Origin of the sequence: Aquimonas sp. (genome assembly GCF_044377145.1) — a bacterium.
Classification (GTDB): Bacteria; Pseudomonadota; Gammaproteobacteria; order Xanthomonadales; family Xanthomonadaceae; genus Aquimonas.
Genome location: NZ_JBILJQ010000009.1, coordinates 18,372 through 34,242, shown reverse-complemented (window position 1 = coordinate 34,242; position 15,871 = coordinate 18,372). Strand labels below are relative to the sequence as shown.

At 62.9% G+C, this 15,871-nt stretch carries 15 protein-coding genes; 11 read left to right on the top strand and 4 right to left on the bottom strand.

Translation table 11 applies throughout. The annotated features are described in order from the left end of the window. Positions 1-5 precede the first annotated feature (5 nt). Positions 6-572 (bottom strand): ECF-type sigma factor, encoded by a 567-nt coding sequence (locus ACIQ7H_RS04720; protein ID WP_395788909.1) that lies wholly within the window; start codon positions 570-572, stop codon positions 6-8. 411 nt (positions 573-983) lie between these two features. On the opposite strand from ACIQ7H_RS04720, the gene ACIQ7H_RS04715 reads away from it, so the two are divergent. The 11 genes from ACIQ7H_RS04715 (at position 984) to ACIQ7H_RS04665 (ending at position 12,090) form a co-directional block, all read left to right on the top strand. Then, positions 984-1,535 carry a hypothetical protein gene (locus ACIQ7H_RS04715; protein WP_395788907.1) on the top strand — a complete coding sequence of 184 codons (552 nt, stop codon included), beginning with the start codon at positions 984-986 and terminating at the stop codon, positions 1,533-1,535. A gap of 101 nt (positions 1,536-1,636) precedes the next feature. Beyond that, on the top strand, positions 1,637-3,184 hold the full coding sequence (locus ACIQ7H_RS04710; RefSeq protein WP_395788905.1) for a hypothetical protein: 1,548 nt from the start codon (positions 1,637-1,639) through the stop codon (positions 3,182-3,184). 93 nt (positions 3,185-3,277) lie between these two features. Further along, positions 3,278-4,279, top strand: coding sequence for a PhoH family protein (locus ACIQ7H_RS04705; RefSeq protein WP_395788903.1), 1,002 nt, complete (start codon positions 3,278-3,280; stop codon positions 4,277-4,279). Next, positions 4,276-4,734, top strand: a complete 459-nt coding sequence (gene ybeY / locus ACIQ7H_RS04700) for an rRNA maturation RNase YbeY (protein ID WP_395788901.1) — start codon at positions 4,276-4,278, stop codon at positions 4,732-4,734. The genes ACIQ7H_RS04705 and ybeY overlap by 4 nt, the downstream gene beginning before the upstream one ends. Positions 4,735-4,890: 156 nt before the next feature. Continuing rightward, positions 4,891-5,949 (top strand): dTDP-glucose 4,6-dehydratase, encoded by a 1,059-nt coding sequence (rfbB, locus tag ACIQ7H_RS04695; protein WP_395788899.1) that lies wholly within the window; start codon positions 4,891-4,893, stop codon positions 5,947-5,949. Positions 5,950-6,004: 55 nt separating this feature from the next. Further along, positions 6,005-6,883 (top strand): glucose-1-phosphate thymidylyltransferase RfbA, encoded by an 879-nt coding sequence (gene rfbA, locus ACIQ7H_RS04690; RefSeq protein WP_395788897.1) that lies wholly within the window; start codon positions 6,005-6,007, stop codon positions 6,881-6,883. Next, positions 6,880-7,440, top strand: coding sequence for a dTDP-4-dehydrorhamnose 3,5-epimerase (rfbC, locus tag ACIQ7H_RS04685; RefSeq protein WP_395788895.1), 561 nt, complete (start codon positions 6,880-6,882; stop codon positions 7,438-7,440). Before rfbA ends, rfbC begins: the two co-directional genes overlap by 4 nt. An 84-nt stretch (positions 7,441-7,524) precedes the next feature. Continuing rightward, a complete protein-coding gene (locus ACIQ7H_RS04680) occupies positions 7,525-8,166 on the top strand; it encodes a hypothetical protein (protein ID WP_395788893.1) in 642 nt (213 codons plus the stop codon). 248 nt (positions 8,167-8,414) lie between these two features. Continuing rightward, entirely contained in the window at positions 8,415-9,821 is a 1,407-nt protein-coding gene (locus ACIQ7H_RS04675) for a mannose-1-phosphate guanylyltransferase/mannose-6-phosphate isomerase (RefSeq protein WP_395788891.1), read from the top strand. A gap of 170 nt (positions 9,822-9,991) precedes the next feature. After that, on the top strand, positions 9,992-11,110 hold the full coding sequence (locus ACIQ7H_RS04670) for a DegT/DnrJ/EryC1/StrS family aminotransferase (protein ID WP_395788889.1): 1,119 nt from the start codon (positions 9,992-9,994) through the stop codon (positions 11,108-11,110). A 2-nt stretch (positions 11,111-11,112) separates the two neighbouring features. Continuing rightward, complete coding sequence (locus ACIQ7H_RS04665; RefSeq protein ID WP_395788887.1) at positions 11,113-12,090, top strand: glycosyltransferase family 2 protein; 978 nt, start codon at positions 11,113-11,115, stop codon at positions 12,088-12,090. On the opposite strand, the gene ACIQ7H_RS04660 is transcribed toward ACIQ7H_RS04665, so the two are convergent. The 3 genes from ACIQ7H_RS04660 to ACIQ7H_RS04650 are packed head-to-tail and all read right to left on the bottom strand — an operon-like array spanning position 12,080 to position 15,642. After that, on the bottom strand, positions 12,080-12,460 hold the full coding sequence (locus ACIQ7H_RS04660) for a GtrA family protein (RefSeq protein ID WP_395788885.1): 381 nt from the start codon (positions 12,458-12,460) through the stop codon (positions 12,080-12,082). The two genes, ACIQ7H_RS04665 and ACIQ7H_RS04660, sit on opposite strands and share 11 nt — an antisense overlap. A 10-nt stretch (positions 12,461-12,470) precedes the next feature. After that, positions 12,471-13,418 carry a WxcM-like domain-containing protein gene (locus tag ACIQ7H_RS04655; RefSeq protein WP_395788883.1) on the bottom strand — a complete coding sequence of 316 codons (948 nt, stop codon included), beginning with the start codon at positions 13,416-13,418 and terminating at the stop codon, positions 12,471-12,473. Between the two features lie 46 nt (positions 13,419-13,464). After that, a complete protein-coding gene (locus ACIQ7H_RS04650) occupies positions 13,465-15,642 on the bottom strand; it encodes a DUF7024 domain-containing protein (protein ID WP_395788881.1) in 2,178 nt (725 codons plus the stop codon). Positions 15,643-15,871 lie beyond the last annotated feature (229 nt).

The following is a 15,871-nucleotide window of genomic DNA, read 5'->3' as shown; positions in this document are numbered from 1 at the left end:
CATGGCTACAGCTCCATCCGCTGGCGCAGCCAGGCCCGCGCCATGGCCCAGTCTCGATACACGGTGCGCTCGTCGACCTCCAGCAGGTGCGCGACCTCAGCCACCTCAAGCCCGACGAAATAGCGCAACTCGACGATCTGGGCCATCCGCGGGTCGAGTGCAGCAAGCGCCTGCAGAGCTTCATCCAGCGCCGGCAGCTGGGTGTCCTGCTCGATTGGCAAAGCGAGTGCTTCGATGAAATCGACCCGCTGCCAGTGACCGCCGCCACGCTTTTCGCGCTGCTGCGCGCGGGCGCGGTCGACCAGGGTCTGGCGCATCAGCTTCGCGGCGGTGGTGAACAGATGCTTGCGGTTGCTGATGTCCACATTCGCAGCCGCCAGCAGGCGCGCAAACACCTCGTTGACCAGGGCCGTCGGCTGCAGGGTTTCGTGATTGCGATGGCCACGCAGCTCATGTGCTGCGAGCTGGCGCAGCTCGGCGTAGACCTTGGGCAACAGCGCGTCCAGCGACTCGGCCTCGCCGGCGTGCCAGCGTCGCAACAGCTGGGTGATGTCGCCTGCGGATTGGCTCATGCGCGCGGTCATGGGGTCGGTTCGTCGAGAGTCTAGCGGATTGAAGAGAGCTGACTGGATCGGCCGCGTTCCCGCCCGCCGCACCCGACCCTGTCAGGCGACGGGCGCAATCCGCGTATGCGCAGTCAAGCCCCTTGCCATCACACCGCATGAACCGATCCACCTGCGTCAAAGCGCCGACCTCCCGATGAGCCTGTCGCTCCTGCCGACTTGCTCACGTACAGGACAGTCGCTGAGCTGGCGCCAAATCGGGGCCGACGCTACAAACCCACCGAGTCCGCTGCCATCGCCTGAGGATCTAGCCGCAGACACCGCCGAGACCAGCAACGCAACCACATCAGCCGCAACCGCCGCCAGCCAGGGGCGCAGCCTGGCATGTACGTCCCAACCGCGATCAGAAGGAGTTCACCGATGTCACCTCGCCATGCCCTACTCACACTCATGCTCGCGGTCGGTGTCGCCGCCTGCAGCCAGTCCAACCCGCCATCGCCGGCGGATTCAGACCCGCGGGTCGCGCGCGTGCAGCCTGCCCCGAGCACATCAACGCCCACCGCCGCTGGACCGCTGCTGACCCTGCAGCTGGATGGCGTCGCTTGGCAGGCCGATCGCGAGATCTGGGGCGCCGTGCATCCGCCGGGCATGGGCCAGACTGTGATCATGTCCGGTTCGTTCGGCCCCAAGGACGCGCACGAGCAGGCGTTCAACCTCAACCTGCATGCGGCGACGCAGCCGGGCACTTATCGGCTGCAAAGTACGGCTCCGGCGATCGGTATGGTGCAGCTGGCCAACCTGAGCCAGGAGCGCTATCTGATGGGCAATGTGCTCGGCTACGACATCGAGGTGGAGCTGCTGCAGATGCAGGTCAACCCGGTTCGAATCGAGGCGCGCTTCGAAGGCAGCCTGGTCGCAAGCGATGGTGCCACTCTAAAGCTGACGGCGGGCCACTTCCGCTACAGCGAGTAGGCAGCGGCGAATGGATCGCTGCGAGCAATGTCAGGTTTCGCGAGCGTCGGCGTAGGTGATTGCAGAAGCCTCGACAGCCGCGTCGCGGCAAGGACCTCGCCATGCGCCCGAACCGCACCCTGCTGATCATCGCCCTCGCCTACTCCGGCCCTGCGCAGGCGGCGATCCTGACCGTCGACACCAGCAGCGATGCGGCCCTCTCGGCATGCACCGAAGCACCCGACGACTGCTCCCTGCGCGGCGCCATTCAAAGTGCGAACGGCAGCGCGGGCGCAGACGAGATCCAATTCGACATTCCCGACAGCGATTCCGGCTTCATCGCCGCCAGCAGCCACTGGCGCATCGCTGTGGGCGGTGAGCTGGTGGTGACCGCGCCGCTGACGATCGACGGCTTCACTCAACCCGGCGCCGCCGCCAACAGCAACCCGCCACTGACCGCTGTCGCCCACGCCCTCAAGATCGAACTGCGCGGCCCGGGTTTGAGCGGCAACTGCATGCTCGGGGTCAGCAGCCTCAGCGTGCGCGGGCTGGCGCTCGGCAACTGCAACAACGCGGTCTTCCTGTTCGAACCGGGGCCGCATGTGATCGAAGGCAATCACATCGGCGTGGATATCAGTGGCGAAGTCGCTGCGCCCAATCGCACCGGTATCGCACTGGGCGGCCAGGCACGGATAGGTGGCAGCCTGCCGGCGCAGGCCAATGTGATCTCGGCCAACCAGTTCGCCGGCATGACTCAGCAGCGCGGCCTGATTGGGCTGCGTATCCAGGGCAATGTCGTCGGCGCCACCGCGACACTCGCCGCCATCGCCGGGGCGCAGGACTACGCTATCCAGCTGATCGGCCCCTGGACCGACGCCCTGATCGGCGGCAGCTCGGCGGCAGAGGCGAACATTCTGGTCGGCAGCCGTTTCAACGCGATCTCCGCATCAGCCTCGCCTGAGTCGACCGGCGGCGCGGCCCAGCTGCGCATCCTCGGCAACCTGATCGGCACCAACCCCGATGGCGTCGCGCTGGGCAACGGCGGCAATCCGAGCTCGCCCAGCCAGAGCGTGCCTTCCATCCAGATCGGCCGGCTCGGCCACTGCCGGGTCGCCATCGGCGGTGATGCCATTGGCGAGGGCAATCTGTTCGCCTATGGAGCCAATGCTGCGGTCGCGGTCAACAGCTGCTGGGGCGCACCGATCATCGGCAATGCGTACCTTGCCAACCGCGGCCAAGCGATCGATCTGGCCACCACCAACAATTTCGACGGCCGCACGCCGAACGACCCCGGTGATCTCGACGGCACCGGCACCGATCCCTTCGCCGTGGCCGCAGGCAACCGTCTGCAGAACACCGCCGAGGTGTCCGCGATCGTCTCCGACAGCGTGGCGGGCGAACTGCGCCTGAGCCTGCGGGTGGACTCCAGCCCGAGTGCCGCCGCCTATCCGCTGCGGCTCGACTTCTACCGCTTCGACGAGGCCACGATCCTGCGCCCGGCGCTGACCCAGACCTATGCCCTCGCGAGTGCCCAGCAAGTGCGCGAGTACGTGCTACCCCTGGCCCAATTCAGCCGCGGGGTCGGCATCACCGTCACCGACGCCGCCGGCAATACCGGCGAGATGGTGCTGGTAGGCGAGCTGTTTGCCGATGGCTTCGAGTCGCCCTGAAAGCGCGCACGGTCTACGCCTCAGCCCGTGGTCGTCTGGCCGACCGACGTCCGCGCGGCGGCCAGCTGACGCGGCGCTGCTAAACTGCGCGGCATGACCAGTTCCCTGATTCAACGCGACTTCGTCCTCGAACCCGACCACCTTGAGCGCCTCGCCAACCTGTGCGGCCCGCTCGACGAACACCTGCGCCAGATCGAACTGCGCCTCGGCGTGGAGATCGCCAACCGCGGCAACATCTTCCGGGTGATCGCCGAACCAGCGCTGGCGGCCAAGGCCGAGACCCTGCTGCGCGAGCTCTACGACGACACCGAAACCGAGACGCTGAACGCCGCGGCGGTGCACCTGCGCCTGCAGGACTCAGGCGTTGACGCGCTGGTCGAACTCCATGCAGTGCGCGCGGCCGAGAGCGCCCAGGATGTGGCGATCAAGGTCAAGCGCGGCGTGGTGCGCGGACGCGGCCCCAACCAGGGCCGCTACCTGCACGCGATCGCCACCCACGACATCAACTTCGGCATCGGCCCGGCCGGCACCGGCAAGACCTTTCTTGCGGTAGCGATGGCGGTCGAAGCCCTCAGCGAGAACCGCGTGCAGCGATTGCTGCTGGTGCGGCCGGCCGTCGAAGCGGGCGAAAAGCTCGGCTTTCTGCCAGGCGATCTCAGCCAGAAAATCGATCCCTACCTGCGGCCGCTGTACGACGCGCTGTACGAGATGCTTGGCACCGAACGCGTAGCCAAGCTGATCGAACGCAATGTCATTGAGATCGCCCCGCTGGCCTACATGCGCGGGCGCACCCTGAATGACGCCTTCGTGATTCTGGATGAGGCGCAGAACACCTCGGTCGAACAGATGAAGATGTTCCTGACCCGGATCGGTTTCGGCTCGACCGCGGTGATCACCGGTGATCTGAGCCAGATCGATCTGCCCAAGGCGCAGAAATCCGGCCTGCGCGATGCATTGGAGGTGCTGCGCGAAGTCGAGGGCATTTCGTTCACCTTCTTCACTGCGGGCGATGTGGTGCGACACCCGCTGGTGGCGCGTATCGTCCGCGCCTACGACCGCCGCGACGGCGTCACCGCCGAGACCCAGGAAGGATGAGCCGGGTTGATATCAGCTACGGCCTGCCGCGCGCCGGCCTGCCAGCGGCAACCAGCCTGCGCGGCTTCGCCGAAGCCGGGCTCAAGGGTCGCCGCGAAGACGGCGAGCTGTCGATCCGGCTGGTGGACAGCGATGAGGGCCAGGCCCTGAACCGCGACTACCGCGGCCGCGACTACGCCACCAATGTGCTGAGTTTTCCGGCCGAACTGCCGCCCGGCGTGCCCCTGCCCATCCTCGGCGATCTGGTGCTGTGCGCGCCGGTCATCGCCCGCGAGGCCAGCGAGCAGGGCAAGACCCTCAAGCACCACTACGCCCATATGGTGGTGCACGGCGTGCTGCATCTGCTGGGCTACGACCACGCGCAGGACGCCGAGGCTGAGGCGATGGAGGCGATTGAGCGCGAGATCCTGGCCAGCCTGGGCATGCCCGACCCGTATGCAGGCGAACGCGACTGAGCGCGTCGGTGCAGATGCCGGCCAGTGTCACCGCGGGGGGGAATCTTCGGGTCGACGCCGCCCGCGAGCGCCAAGCCGCCGGCGGCGGCTGCTGTAAACTTCTGCGCCAGTTCACGGTCGCACTCGGCCCTGTTCCCTAAAGGATGAGCTTTTCGCATGAGCACTCTTCTCGTTACCGGCGGCGCTGGCTTCATCGGCGGCAATTTCGTGCTGCAGCAGGTCGCCGCCGGCCATCGCGTCATCAATCTTGATGCGCTGACCTATGCCGGCAACCGCGACACCCTGGCCAGCCTTGATGGCAATCCTCAGCACGTGTTCGTGCAGGGCGATATCGGCGACCGCAGCCTGATCGACCGTCTGTTGAGCGAACACCGGCCCGAGGCGATCGTCAATTTCGCTGCAGAAAGCCATGTCGATCGCAGCATCGACGGGCCCGGCGCCTTCATCCAGACCAATATCGTCGGCACCTTCAACCTGCTCGAAGCTGCGCGTGGCTATTTCGGCGCGCTCGATGCGGCTGCGCGCGCCGGGTTCCGCTTCCTGCACGTGTCGACAGACGAGGTGTACGGCTCACTCGGCGAGCAGGGCCGCTTCAGCGAGCAGTCGCCGTATGCGCCGAATTCGCCCTACTCAGCCTCCAAGGCGGCCTCGGATCACTTGGTGCGTGCTTACCACCATACCTACGGCCTGCCGGTACTGACCACCAACTGCAGCAACAATTACGGGCCCTACCAGTTCCCGGAGAAGCTCATCCCGCTGATCATCCAGCGCGCGATGGCCGGTGAGCCGCTTCCGGTCTACGGCGATGGCCGCAACATCCGCGACTGGCTGTTCGTCGGCGACCACTGTCGCGCGATCGCACGCGTGCTCGAAGCCGGCCGCATTGGCGAGGTCTACAACGTCGGCGGCGATGCCGAGCGCGAGAACATCGAGGTGGTGAACACCCTGTGCGCGCTGATCGATGCGCGCGTGCCGCGCGCCGACGGCGCCCCGCGCGCCTCGCAGATCACTTATGTCACCGACCGCCCCGGCCATGACCGCCGCTATGCCATCGACGCCAGCAAGCTGAAATCCGAGCTGGGCTGGGCACCGAGCCGCAGCTTCGAGCAGGGCATGGCTGAAACGGTCGACTGGTATCTCGCAAACCAGGCCTGGGTCCAGCGCGTGCTGGACGGCAGCTACCGGCTGGAGCGGATTGGGCGAGGTGACGTGTGAAGCAATCGCGCCATCGACGGCGACCACTCAACACCACGAATCTCGGGCGCAACGCATGAAAGGCATCATCCTCGCCGGCGGTTCCGGCACACGGCTGTATCCGATCACCCAGGCGATCAGCAAACAGCTGCTGCCGGTGTACGACAAGCCGATGATTTACTACCCGCTGAGCACCTTGATGCTGGCCGGCATCCGCGAGGTGCTGATCATCAACACGCCGCACGAGCAAGCGCTGTTCCGCCAGCTGCTGGGTGATGGCAGCCAGTGGGGCATGCGGATCGAATACGCCGCTCAGCCGAGCCCGGATGGATTGGCCCAGGCCTATCTGATCGGCCGCGAGTTCATCAATGCTGAGCCGTCCTGCCTGGTGCTGGGCGACAACATCTTCTACGGCCATGGTTTTTCCGAGCAGCTGCGCCGCGCCGCCACATTGCAGAACGGCGCGGTGGTGTTCGGCTACTGGGTGCGCGACCCCGAGCGCTACGGCGTGGCCGAATTCGACGCCAGTGGCACGGTCATCGGCCTGGAGGAAAAACCGCGAGAGCCGAAGTCGAACTACGCCGTCACCGGCCTGTATTTCTACGACGGCCGTGCACCAGAGTTCGCCGCCGAGCTGAAGCCCTCGCCGCGCGGCGAGCTGGAAATCACCGATCTCAATCGCCGCTATCTTGACGACGGCTCGCTGCGGCTGGAAAAGCTCGGCCGCGGCTATGCCTGGCTGGACACGGGCACTCATGAGTCCCTGCTGCAGGCCGGCAACTTCATCGAGACCATCGAGCAACGGCAGGGCCTGCGCGTGTGCTGCCCCGAGGAAATCGCCTACTCGAACGGCTGGATCACCGCCAGCGAGCTTGAAGCCCTGGCCCAGCCCTTGCTGAAGAATGGCTATGGCCAGTATCTGATGAGCCTGCTGAAGCTGGGTCTGGCACGATGAAAATCATCGAGACCGACTTGCCCGGCTGCGTGGTGATCGAGCCCGCCGTGTTCGATGATGCCCGCGGCGCTTTCTTTGAAAGCTGGAACCGTCAGCGTTTTGTCGATGCGGGCCTAGACTTCGAGGTCGTGCAGCACAATGTGTCGACCTCCAGCCGCGGCGTGCTGCGCGGCCTGCACTTTCAGTGGCCAAACCCGCAGGGCAAGCTGGTCAGCGTGCTGGAGGGCGAGGTGTTCGATGTCGCCGTCGATATCCGCCGCGGCTCGCCGCACTTTGGCCGTTGGACTGGCGTGGTGCTGAGTGGCGAAAACCACCGTCACTTCTGGATACCACCCGGCTTCGCGCACGGTTTCGCGGTCAGCAGTGCGCACGCGATTTTCAGCTACCTGTGCACCGCCCCCTACGACCGCGAGGGCGACCGCAGTCTGCGCTGGGACGATCCCACCGTCGCCGTCGACTGGCCGCTGGCCACGCCGCTGCTGTCGCACAAGGATCTTGCCGCCCCTCTGCTGGCAGACCTGCCCCCTGAACACCTGCCGCCGTACCTGCCCGCTTGAACCAAGACAACATGAGCCAAGGCTCAAGCCGGCCGTTTCGCACCTGATCCAACTTCCTGATCGTTAGCTTGCACAAGGATTTTCGTGAGCATCGCTTCGACACGAATGCTTTACAGCTGCATCCTGCTGGGCCTGCTGGCCGGCTGTGAAGGCACCCAGCAGGTATCGCCCGCGGCTCCGCCAGCTTCTGCCGCCCCGACGCCTGCGGCTGCGGCAACACCGGCAACGCCACCGGCTGCGGCGCCGACGGCGCCCACGGCCGCCTCGGAGCCGGTGGACATCCATGCGCCGATCGATCCCATCCAGATCGCCACCCGGATGGAACTGGCATCACCAGCAGTCTACGTCGCAGCCGCCGACGTGCTGCGCGTGCGGGTCCGCATCTTCAACGACGGTCAGCACCGCCTGGTCAGCGCAGGCAGCATGATGGTCAACCTCGGCGCCCAGCTGCTCGGCCCGAACGGCGATGATGCACCGCCGGGCAATCGCGATTTCGCCCGCGCCGCCCTGCCGCTGATCGCCCTGGGACAGAGCGCCGAGCTCAGCGTCGATCTGCCGGCGGCGCCGGCGCTCGGTCTGCCGATCCGCTTCGAGCTGGTGCAGGAGGGCGTCAACTGGTTCAGCGCCTACGGCCAGCCCTCGCTTGATCTTGGCAGCTTCCAGCGCTGCCCGGAGGATGCGTCGAACCTTTGCGATGACAAAGGTCACGCGCTGAAGCGCGAGTAGGCAGCGCCGCCAACGCATGCGCATGCGCGAGGCGCGAGGCGCGACACAGAAGTCGCCATCCACGCCTCGGCGTTCCGGCAAGGTCGAGGCGTAAACGCGCCTCTTCATTCCGCGTTGCAGTTCTGCGCCCGGCGCGCGTAGCAGAAATCCAAGGCGCCAGGGGTTAGAGTCGGCCACTGCGGAGTGGCGCCGGGTCCCCGGCGTCGACGCACCCCCCATTTCGATTGAACAGATCCCAGCTCACGACCATGCAAGACATTCTCCCCGTCATTCTTTCCGGCGGCTCCGGCACGCGCCTGTGGCCGCTTTCGCGCGAGTCGTATCCGAAGCAGTTTCTGCCGCTGGCCGACAGCAGCACCATGCTGCAGGCGACCTGGCTGCGCGTCGCCGGCCTCACCGCCTGCCGCCCGATCGTGGTCGGCAACCACGAGCATCGCTTCATGCTGGCCGAACAGCTGCGCGAAGTCGGCGCCGAGCCGGCGGCTACGATTCTGGAACCGCTCGGGCGAAACACCGCACCCGCGATTGCAGCGGCCGCACTGGAAGCCACCGCCACCGGCGAAGACGCCCTGCTGCTGGTGCTGCCGTCCGACCACGTGATTCTCGACGTCGCGGCCTTCCACGCCGCCGTGCTGGCCGCAGCCCCTGCGGCAGAAGCCGGCAAACTGGTCACCTTTGGCATCGTTCCGACTGCGCCCGAAACCGGCTACGGCTATATCCATGCGGCTGCCGGCAGCGGCGTGCGTGCGGTCGACCGCTTTGTCGAAAAGCCTGATCTGGACACCGCACGCGGCTATCTGGCCTCGGGCGAGTACTTCTGGAACAGCGGCATGTTCCTGTTCCGCGCCAGCCGCTACCTGCAGGAGCTGCAGCTGCTGGCTCCGGAGATCCACTCCGCCTGCGTCGAAGCCGTCGCCAAGGCACGTCGCGATGCCGACTTCATCCGACTGGATGCCGACAGCTTCGCCGTCTGCCCATCGGATTCGATCGACTACGCGGTGATGGAGAAGACCGCCGATGCCGCAGTCATCGCACTGAATGCCGGCTGGAGCGATGTCGGCTCGTGGGCGGCACTGTGGGACATCAGCCCCAAGGACGCCGATGGCAATGCCCACCGCGGCGATGTGATCGCGCTGGACTGCCGCAATACCTACGCCTATAGCGAACGTCTGATCGCCATGGTCGGGCTGGATGATGTGGTGGTCGTCGAGACCGATGATGCGATCCTGATCAGCCATCGCGACCAGGTGCAACGGGTCAAGGAAGTTGTCGGAGGCTTGAAGAACGATGGCCGCACCCACGCCGTCTGGCACCGCAAGGTCTATCGGCCCTGGGGCGCCTACGACAGCATCGACGCCGGCGATCGTTTCCAGGTCAAGCGCATCACGGTCAAACCCGGTGCAGCACTGAGCCTGCAGATGCACCATCACCGCGCCGAACACTGGATCGTGGTGAGCGGCACCGCCAAAGTCACCAAGGGCAATGAATCGATCCTGCTGACTGAAAACCAGAGCACCTACATCCCGCTGGGCGTGGTGCATCGCCTGGAAAACCCCGGCAAGCTGCCGCTGGAGCTGATCGAGGTGCAGTCCGGCAGCTATCTGGGCGAGGACGATATCGTGCGCTTCGAGGATGTGTATGGGCGCACCGGCTGATCTCCAGAGTTCAAATCTTCAGCCAAATCAATCGGCTCCTGATGCCCGAGCAATCGGCATCAGAGTTGACTCGAAGTTTCCGCCACTGACGCAAACGGGAAGCGGCGAACGTCTGCAGACCTCCATCCAGACAGGGCCATAGGCCTTCACAAGTCCGCTGAGAAAACACGATGGCGAATACAAACACGAAAATTCCTCTTTTCTCCGCCGAAGCTGTCAACGCCGGTTTGGATCTTTCCGGCGCCATCGGGCGAGTTCTTGACAGCCACTGGTACGTGCTCGGCACGGAAGTAGCAGCTTTCGAACACGCGTTTGCAGCTTGGTCCGGCAGCAAAAACTGCGTAACTCTTGGCAACGGCACCGATGCACTGGAACTCGCACTGCGCGGACTGGGAGTCAGCACGGGCGACCGCGTCATTTTGGCCGCCAATGCCGGATTCTATGGCAGTACAGCAGTACGGCTGATCGGCGCAGAACCTGTCTACGCGGATGTCGACCCGCGCTTGTTGACGCTGTCGGTCGATTCGTTGGACGCCGCACTCGCAAAGCGTCCGAAAGCCGTGATCGTCACTCACCTGTACGGCCAGCTCGCTGACATCGAGGCGATCGTCGAGCGCGCAGCGGCCGTCGGAGTGCCGGTCATCGAAGACTGCGCCCAGGCCCACGGCGCCGAGCGCGGCGGTCGACGTGCTGGCAGTTTCGGTGCCGTCGGCTGCTTCAGTTTCTATCCAACTAAGAACCTGGGTGCGCTCGGCGATGGTGGCGCACTGGTCAGCGATGATGACGAGCTGATTGCGCGCGTGCGGAAATTGCGCCAGTACGGCTGGGGGAGCAAGTACAACGTAGGTGTTGCCGGCGGGCGCAACAGCCGCCTTGACGAGATGCAGGCCGCGATCCTACTTGAGAAGCTGCCGCATTTGGAGCGTTGGAATGGACAGCGTCGTTCAATTGCAACTCGCTACAACCTTGCGTTTTCTGATCTTCCCTTCACCTGTCCTGCGTCGGTGGGCGGGGACTATGTGGGCCACTTGTATGTGATTCGTAGCGCCGCGCGGGATGCTTTTCGCGCGTCGCTTGCCGAGGACGGAATTGCGACAGACGTGCACTATCCGATCCCGGATCACCTGCAGCGCGCCTATGCCTGCGTCCAAGTGCGCGGATCCCTTCCCGTGACCGAGCGCGTCTGCGATGAGGTTGTCTCTCTGCCCTGCTTCCCGGGGATGGAGGATTTGGCCGTCCAACGCGTCATCGACGCCTGCCGCCGTGCCGGCGCGGCCGTCGGAGCGTGAGCGTGCTGTCCTTGGTCATTCCGGTCTATCGCAATGAGGGCTCGTTGCCGGACCTTCTCGCGGCCGTCGCGGGGCTCGACAGAGCCAGCAATGGGGCATTTGAAGTCGTGTTTGTGATCGATGGCAGCCCAGATCGCTGCTACCAGATTCTGCGCGATGTGCTGCCCTCGCAGCCGTTTCACTCGAGGCTTCTTCTGCTGTCAAGGAACTTTGGCTCATTCGCGGCGATCCGCGCGGGACTTGAGGCGGCCCAAGGCGAGCGATTCGCTGTCATGGCCGCTGACCTGCAGGAGCCGCCCGAGCTGGTCCTTGAGATGGACACGGTGTTGCGAGACGACCAGGCAGACGTGGTCGTCGCGGTGCGTGAATCACGACAAGACCCCCTATTGGCACGGCTGCCCGCCCAATTGTTCTGGGGCTTCTACCGTCGTTTCGTTGTGCCTGAGATGCCACCTGGCGGGGTCGACGTGTTCGCATGCAACCGCGCTTTCCGCAACCAGCTGCTTAGACTGGAGGAGCGGCACAGCTCCTTGATCGCGCAGATTTTCTGGTTGGGGTTCAGACGCCGCAACGTCAGCTACGCGCGACAGCAGCGTCGCCACGGCACTTCGGCGTGGACCTTGCGAAAGAAGCTCAACTATCTGAGCGACAGCGTATTCGCGTTCACCGATTTGCCAATTCGCTTGCTCATCCGCACGGGCGGCACGGTTGCTTTACTCGCTGCCGCTTTCGGAGTGGCTGTTGCGGCATCGAGAATTCTGGGCTGGATCGACGTACCCGGCTACGCCGCAACGGTCATCGCTATCGTGTTCTTCGGCGCCTTGAATTTGTTCGGACTCGGCATCGTCGGCTCCTACGCGTGGCGAACCTACGAGAACACCAAGGCTCGGCCGCTGAGTGTTGTGCTGCGAAGCCATGAACACTCGCCGAATAGCATCGAAGCACATGGCGCAACCACAGCGAAGTCGGCTATCGACTGAGCAGAAGACGCGACAACGCAAAGCTGACCGGGATGCTGGCGGCGATCGCCGGGAACACCGCGAGCTGCGCCCCCAGCGGCGGAGTCGACAACGCGAGCACTACAGCGCCGACGCCGTAGCTAGCCAAGTAGACTAGTGGAAATACCACCGAACGGAACCAGGCATGCCGAACGCGGAATACGAATCGGGTCGCGATCAGGTACGACAAGCCGATCCCAATGACGTAGCTGATCGCATACGCCACCTGCGGGCGCATGATGACAAGCAGACCCCAATACACAAGTAGGGTGACCAGCGTATTCAGTCCGCCACCGAGCAGGAACCGAAGAACCTCTCCCCGCAGACCGGCAGCATCGATAAGTCGCTTCATCTGATGCGCGTCATGCTCTAGCGTCGGAGGTCAATCTGACGAAGTCGTCGTAACTGCGAATATAGTCATCGTTGTCGTAGGTCTCGGATGCAAATACCAGCAGGACGGCATCGCGAGTGTACCGATACTGAGTCCCCCAGATCATTGGCGGCATGTGGAGACCCATGTCGGGTGCATCGAGAGTGAACTCGTCCCGTGATTGACCATCGTCCGCCAAGACGCGCACGGAGCCGCTCACACACACGAGGAACTGATGGCAGCGCCGGTGCGCATGCTCCCCGCGTGTCTCGCGAGACGGCACATCAAAGACCACAAAGTAGCGACGCGGCACAAACGGAAGGTCACGCTCGAACTCACCCACCGAAAGAGCGCCGCGGATATCGTTGAACCTTTGCAGGCGATGCAGACGGACCGCGGTTGACGGTCTCGCGTCACCCCCGGAAGGGTTCGCGCTGTCGGCGTTCTTGCCAGCGCTACCCGGCTCGGCGGCGCGATGCGTGACATAGCTCGAGATGCGAGCTGGATTGCCAACGACAATCGCATTGGGCGGCACGGAACGAGTCACAACCGCCCCGGCTCCAACCATCGCGCCCGCGCCGATCGTAATCCCGGGCAACAGGGTGGCGTTGGCACCGATTGAAGCGCCGGATTCAACGATGGTCTTAAGAAAGTGATCAGGCCTGACGCGGCTACGCGGGAATGCATCGTTCGCGAATGTGGCGTTAGGACCAATAAAGACATCATCCCCCAGACAGACACCATCCCATAGCTGGACACCACATTTAATTGTCGTGCGGTCTCCGACCACAACGTCGTTCTCGATGAAGACGCCATCGCAGATATTGCAGTCCCGACCAATTCTTGCACCCGGCAAGATATGAGCGAAAGCCCAGACTCGGGTTCCATCACCGATGGAGGCAGTTTCGCAAATAGCGCGCTCATGAACAAAATACGACATTTCGCGGTGCTCCTTGATTGACTAGGGGAGAGTATTCGAACTGGGCTTAGTCGGTATCCGTGCCGGGAATCACGCGGAGATTCACCAGCCCGATCCCGAGCTTGCGATCGTCCGCCCCCGTTCCGAGCTCGCTGGGAGAAACAGGATCCAGCGGGCGAAAACTGATTTTGTCTCGCTTCCCGTCAACGCCAGTGAATGGAATGGTGTAGGCGAGGAATCCATTCGAAACACTAACGTCTACTCGCCTGCTGCCCACTTCAATCACTACATCCTGGTAACCACTACGACTCAAACCGCGGGCTTCAAAAACAAGCGTGAATTCACTTGGCAGGACTTCCGCCAAGTGAATCTCAACAGACGGTTCAAGCCGCGCATCTGACCAACGCCCCCAGCTCTCCACATCCGAAAGCCCGGAAACCCGCAAGACGTCAGAGGGCAGGACACCGGTAGCGAGTTCAAAGCCGTCTGTAATCGTAGTCATGAGCTTAATGTCTGCTCCATCAGGCGAATAACTCGCTTGGCGATAGATCTCACTGGCGCTACGGCCCACCGGATTGAAATCCACGGTGTTTTCAAGTTCAAAGAACACAATCTCTCCGAACTCTCTCTCGATGCTCGGCCCCTTCCGCAGAGCCGCTGAGAGCTGCGCAACAATGTCAGCGCCGGAATCTACATATGCGCGTCGATCGACTTGAATCCCCTTGAATCCTAGACGCCTCGCGATCTCAACTTGCACCTCGAATGGTTGCTGCGCCATCGATCGAAAGAAGAGGTCGCCGGGTCGTCCTTTCATTCCTCCACTGCTCCAATGCGTTGTCTTGGTGTGGAGAAATCCAACCAGCAGATCGTAAGGGCCAATTCCGTTTAGGTTGGGACTCTCAGGAAATGGGATATAGGGCAATTGGTAGACAGCACCGCCCTCACCGGCGTACTCCTCGACAGCGCGGTAGTAGGCTTTGTCGATCTCGAAGACTCGTGCGATGTGTTCATTGCAAGCTATGCAAACCTCTTTGGTCTGATCCACAAAGATGAGAGCCAGCACCACCGCCAGCACTGTAGCACGAGCGACCCCGAACCATGCTCGAAAACGATCCCTTAGCCAGCACTCCAAAATGCAAACGAAAGAGACGATGCATGCGAACTGCAAGAAAATACTGATCCGGTTCCAGCCTCGAATAGACGGAGACACGACGGCCGAAAAAAGATAGCCAGCTCCTCCCAGCACTCCAAACACAAAGATCAAAACCGCCAACCACGCCATCACGATCAAGAGCCATCCCGAACCTTTCCCTATGGAGCTGAGCAGCAGCACAAGAACGAGCCCCAACCCACCCAGTGAGGCCAGGAAACCTAGATTGGCGGTATGGTTCTCATTCACCAAAGGATAGTTTTTTGCATACCCGTCAGCCACCTGGGCCAGCTTTGGGACTCTATGACCCAACTGCGGCAAGACCAATTGGGCAGGCTTGAACCCGTATATTTCCGCCTCAACTGGACTGCGTTTCGCGACCTCAGCGTTCGGCCCAATCTCCATACGATGAAGAATGTTGGGTGCGATATTCATGGCCACGCCAACAGCGACAAAAGCCGCCAGGGTGAATCCCAATCTCACTCGTGCAGCGCCGCCAAATTTCAGCCATGCGAGGATTCCGCTGCCGCACAGAAGAATCGCTCCAAAGAATGCAAAGTACACCCCGAAGGAAGCCGCTCCGCCAAGAATCAAAGCACCAACAAGCAAGTTTCTACGATTGCGCCAGTACCCGTCGAACCTGTCGACTTCTGCGCACACGAGCGCGCAGTAGTAGAAGTAGATCGGCACAACAAAATAAGACGCGTAGAAGAGGTGACTAAGCCTCTGAAAATGAAATGGGGCGAAGGCAAAGGAGATCGCGCCGACTCCTGCCCAAAGCCTGCCAACACCAAAGGTGCGAAGAACCACATAAGACGCTATCGAGATCGCAGAGAATGAAAACAGGAAGAACAGATTCAATGCAGCCGCATAGCCCAGTTCACTCCAGCCGAAGACCTTCAGAATCAGCAGATTCCCTGCATCTGAACCTGGGTAGTCCCTAAAGTCCGATCCGAACGGATATCCACTCCGATCATTGTCAAAAATCCAGCCCTCGATAGCCCGCTGCGCCATCCACGAATGACTCAAACCATCGCCCGCGTAGACAAAAGGATAGCTCACGTTCGGAATAATCCCCGCGGGAAATCCGGACATGGAGAAACTCGCGAGAACAAACACCACGAGTGAAAGCGTCAACCATAGGTACCACTCACGCCTAAGAATCTGGCCGGCAAACGCACCAAAAAAAACTCCGCTCGATTTCATAAGCCGCACCCATCTATCGCGAGTATCCATTGACGCTGTTGTAGATCGCTCTCGCACTCAACTCCACGCATCAAGCCCCTTCCTTCCTCCATCAAGGTCTTCGCCGACCGACCGCCGC

What these genes read in the sequence shown, in the direction of transcription:
- ACIQ7H_RS04720 (WP_395788909.1), bottom strand. Translation starts at nt 572, where the DNA reads ATGAGCCAATCCGCAGGCGACATCACCCAGCTGTTGCGACGCTGGCAC.
- ACIQ7H_RS04715 (WP_395788907.1), top strand. Translation starts at nt 984, where the DNA reads ATGTCACCTCGCCATGCCCTACTCACACTCATGCTCGCGGTCGGTGTC.
- ACIQ7H_RS04710 (WP_395788905.1), top strand. Translation starts at nt 1,637, where the DNA reads ATGCGCCCGAACCGCACCCTGCTGATCATCGCCCTCGCCTACTCCGGC.
- ACIQ7H_RS04705 (WP_395788903.1), top strand. Translation starts at nt 3,278, where the DNA reads ATGACCAGTTCCCTGATTCAACGCGACTTCGTCCTCGAACCCGACCAC.
- ybeY (WP_395788901.1), top strand. Translation starts at nt 4,276, where the DNA reads ATGAGCCGGGTTGATATCAGCTACGGCCTGCCGCGCGCCGGCCTGCCA.
- rfbB (WP_395788899.1), top strand. Translation starts at nt 4,891, where the DNA reads ATGAGCACTCTTCTCGTTACCGGCGGCGCTGGCTTCATCGGCGGCAAT.
- rfbA (WP_395788897.1), top strand. Translation starts at nt 6,005, where the DNA reads ATGAAAGGCATCATCCTCGCCGGCGGTTCCGGCACACGGCTGTATCCG.
- rfbC (WP_395788895.1), top strand. Translation starts at nt 6,880, where the DNA reads ATGAAAATCATCGAGACCGACTTGCCCGGCTGCGTGGTGATCGAGCCC.
- ACIQ7H_RS04675 (WP_395788891.1), top strand. Translation starts at nt 8,415, where the DNA reads ATGCAAGACATTCTCCCCGTCATTCTTTCCGGCGGCTCCGGCACGCGC.
- ACIQ7H_RS04670 (WP_395788889.1), top strand. Translation starts at nt 9,992, where the DNA reads ATGGCGAATACAAACACGAAAATTCCTCTTTTCTCCGCCGAAGCTGTC.
- ACIQ7H_RS04660 (WP_395788885.1), bottom strand. Translation starts at nt 12,460, where the DNA reads ATGAAGCGACTTATCGATGCTGCCGGTCTGCGGGGAGAGGTTCTTCGG.
- ACIQ7H_RS04655 (WP_395788883.1), bottom strand. Translation starts at nt 13,418, where the DNA reads ATGTCGTATTTTGTTCATGAGCGCGCTATTTGCGAAACTGCCTCCATC.
- ACIQ7H_RS04650 (WP_395788881.1), bottom strand. Translation starts at nt 15,642, where the DNA reads ATGTCCGGATTTCCCGCGGGGATTATTCCGAACGTGAGCTATCCTTTT.